This is a genomic window from Candidatus Margulisiibacteriota bacterium (assembly GCA_031268855.1).
Lineage (GTDB): Bacteria > Margulisbacteria > Termititenacia > Termititenacales > Termititenacaceae > Termititenax.
This window is the reverse complement of the sequence record JAIRWS010000017.1, coordinates 1-3,300: the sequence shown is the minus strand read 5'-3', so window position 1 is coordinate 3,300 and position 3,300 is coordinate 1. Positions and strand designations below refer to the sequence as shown.

Annotated in this window: 4 protein-coding genes; 1 reads left to right on the top strand and 3 read right to left on the bottom strand. The window is 48.6% G+C overall.

Annotated elements, in window-relative coordinates; translation table 11 throughout:
* From wecB to LBJ25_01015, 3 genes are all read right to left on the bottom strand, one after another.
* The coding region (gene wecB, locus LBJ25_01025) for a UDP-N-acetylglucosamine 2-epimerase (non-hydrolyzing) (GenBank protein ID MDR1452547.1) at positions 1 to 1,106 on the bottom strand (1,106 nt) is incomplete at its 3' end.
* A gap of 2 nt (positions 1,107 to 1,108) precedes the next feature.
* The gene (locus tag LBJ25_01020) at positions 1,109 to 1,987 is read right to left on the bottom strand and encodes an ABC transporter permease (GenBank protein MDR1452546.1); all 879 of its coding nucleotides are present in this window, start codon (positions 1,985 to 1,987) and stop codon (positions 1,109 to 1,111) included.
* An 18-nt stretch (positions 1,988 to 2,005) separates the two neighbouring features.
* A complete protein-coding gene (locus LBJ25_01015) occupies positions 2,006 to 2,983 on the bottom strand; it encodes a glycosyltransferase (GenBank protein MDR1452545.1) in 978 nt (325 codons plus the stop codon).
* A gap of 168 nt (positions 2,984 to 3,151) precedes the next feature.
* Between LBJ25_01015 and LBJ25_01010 the strand changes: the two genes are divergently transcribed.
* Positions 3,152 to 3,300: GDP-mannose 4,6-dehydratase (locus tag LBJ25_01010; GenBank protein ID MDR1452544.1), on the top strand; the 149-nt coding region annotated here is incomplete at its 3' end.

The following is a 3,300-nucleotide window of genomic DNA, read 5'->3' as shown; positions in this document are numbered from 1 at the left end:
CCTAAAACTTTCAGGATCTTAAAAACCGCCCGGCCGTCACCGTAAGGGTTTTTCGCGCTGGCCATTTTTTTATAAGTTTTCTGCTCGGTCAATAATCTCTGTGCCTGACGGACAATATTTTTGCGCTCCGTGCCAATCAGTACAGCATTGCCGGCTTGAATACCTTCCAGCCGCTCCGTAACCTGACGCATTACCAGCGTCGGTTTACCCAGGGACGGGGCTTCTTCCTGCAGGCCGCCGCTGTCGGTCAGGACAAAAAAACATTTTTCCAGCAGCCAGAGTAGATAAGGATAGGCCAGCGGCTTCAGCAAATGAATATTCTTTTCTTTTCCCAGCGTTTCAAACACTGGTCTCCGCACATGGGGATTGAGGTGGACAGGATACACAATTTGGACATCTCTATGCTGTCTGGCAATATCGCGCAGGGCAGAACAGATATTTTCAAACTGCCGGCCAAAACTTTCGCGGCGGTGTCCGGTCACCAGAATTATTTTTTTTTGCTGATCCAGAAACGCGAAATATTTGGCATAAGGCTCGGGGTTTTTCTTAATAATATCCAGACCGAGAAACAAAGCGTCTACCACCGTATTGCCGACTGTGTAAATATTTTTGGTAATATTTTCTTGACGCAGATTATCCGCCGCTGTTTTGGTCGGCGCAAAATGATAATCCGCCAAATGACCAATCAGTTTTCTATTTAACTCCTCAGGATAGGGCGAATATTTAGCGCCACTGCGCAAACCCGCTTCGACATGCGCGACCGGGATCTTGTGATAATACCCGGCCAGCGCGCCAGCCAGCGCCGAAGTCGTGTCGCCCTGCACTACTATATAATCCGGCTGCGCTTTATCGATCACTCTATCCAGCTTGGAGAGAAGCCGCGCTGTCAAACCGGACAGCGTCTGATCCCGGCGCATAATTTTCAGATCAAACTGCGGCCGGATCTGAAAAAACCGCAAAGCCTGCGTCAGCATTTCTTTGTGCTGGCCGGTCGCGCAGACCAGCGGCTGAAAATCGGCGGTTTGCGTCATAGCCCTGATTAGCGGCGCCAGTTTTATCGCTTCCGGACGCGTGCCGAGAACGAACAAAAACTTTTTTTGCCGCATGGCTAAACTGTATCCATGAAATTTTTTTCAACTCTGCTGAAAAAAATCACACCCAAAAACAAGATACAGAGCGTGAAACCGACGCTCCACAACGTTGTCCAGAGATCAAGGCTGCCCGCGCCTAAAAAAGCCAGACGGAAAAATTCAATGACCGGCGCCAGAGGATTGAGCATAGCCAGCGGACGCCATTTGTCCGGGATCATGGAGAGCGGATAAACCACCGGCGTGGCGTACATCAGCAGCTGCACAAAAAAAGTCATCGCCAGCGCCAGATCGCGGTATTTAGTCGTCAGCGAAGAAGCGATAATGCCTAAGCCCAGCGCCAGAGCCGCCATTTGCGCCAGCAGCAACGGCAGCGCCAAAACCCCCAAACCCGGCTGAAGATCCGCGCCGCGCAGCAGATAAATCAGGTAAATTACCAGAAACAACGCAAATTGCAGCGCGAATTTGATCAAGCCGCTCAAAACCGTGGAGATCGGCACGACCAGCCGCGGAAAATACACCTTGCCGAAAATCGCCGAATTGGCCGTGAAAGTATTGGCTGTGGTTAGCAGACAATCGGAAAAATAGCCCCAGCACACCACACCGGACAGATAAAAAAGAATGGCTGGAATGCCGTCGGTCGGCAAACCGGCAAACGCGCCAAAGATCAGCGTGAACATACCGGAAGTAAACAGCGGCTGGATCAGCCACCAGAGCGGGCCGAGAATCGTCTGCTTGTAATAGACCACAAAATCGCGGTAAACAAAGATCTTGATCAGGTCGCGGTAACGCCAGACCTCGCGCAGATCGATGTCAAACCAGCCGGTGCGCGGACGAATGACCGTATCCCACCCGGGCTCAAGGCCGAGCCTGGAGACTTTGTGTTTAATTTTATGCAATAATTCCGACATTTTATTTCAACCAAGCAAACTTTTCACAAAATCCTTGCAACAGCGCACGCATTTATTCTTATAACGTTGCCATTTTTGCCCGCCATGCTGTACCAGTATAGCAAAAAAATAACTTTCCAGCGGCGGCAAACCACTGGCCTTATTTTTTTCCACGGCCGGTAGCAAATCGTAAATACTGACCGCCGCATTCAAACAGTCCGTTATTTCCTGCAAAACAGCAGGTTCGTTAATGTTTCGCTTTATCGCAAAACCCAGCATTTGTACCAAAGCATGAAAGGCGCCGTAAAAATGCTGGAAAGTTTTAGGTCTGGTCATGGTCGAGCCCTCATTGACGCGCCGGATAAACAACTCTTGCTGGAGATGACTGACCCGCCCGGCCTGCAGCATACAGAGAAAATTAAATAAATTATCTTCTAAAAAAACTCCTTCATAAAAAAATAAATTGAGCCTCTGCCAATATCTCCGGCGGATCAATTGCAAGCACGGCTGCACACGGTACTCGCCATTATTTTTCATTGAGGCAAATAATTTTTGTCCCGCCGTCACGCCGCGGTATTCTTTTCGGCGCCGGTAAAAATCCGCATACCACCAGCGCTTTTTGGCCGTCTTTTGATCGGCAAAAATAACCGTAGCGTCAAAATAAAGAACATCCAATTTGCCGCGGTCGCTCTTTTTGGTCAAGATAGTCAGCGCGTCTGATTTCAAGACATCATCGCTGTCCATAAAATAAAGATACTGTCCGGACGCGGTCGATAATCCGGCATTGCGCGCGGCCGACTGGCCTTTATTTTTTTGCGTAATAACCTTGAGCCGTTTATCTTTCTGCTTATATTTGGCAAGTATTTCAGCCGAGCCGTCTGTCGAGCCATCGTTTACGCAAATAATTTCCAGGCTCCGCAAAGTTTGTCCGCAAACGCTGTTCAGACATTCCGCCAGATATTTTTCCACATTGTAAACGGGAATAATCACCGAGACTTTAGGCATAAAAACACATCCTTGCGGACGTATTTTTGCGCTGCGAAACTCCGTCCATTAGTTTCATTTAAACTTAACCTATTTTCTCAAAGCATTGTATAATTTAATTAGTGGCGTAAAAAATCATAACAAGATGTGTTAAGATACGTCAAATTTATTTCAAGGAGCACAGGTCAAATGGCTAAAACTGCCCTGCTCACAGGCATCACCGGACAGGACGGCTCGTATCTGGCCGAACAGTTGCTGGCCAGAGGCTACGCGGTGCACGGCATGATCCGCCGTTCCAGTTCGTTTAACACCAAACGCATCGATCATCTCTATAAAGA

Excerpts from the sequence above, each read along its gene's own strand:
- LBJ25_01015 (MDR1452545.1), bottom strand. The coding sequence starts at position 2,983 with ATGCCTAAAGTCTCGGTGATTATTCCCGTTTACAATGTGGAAAAATAT.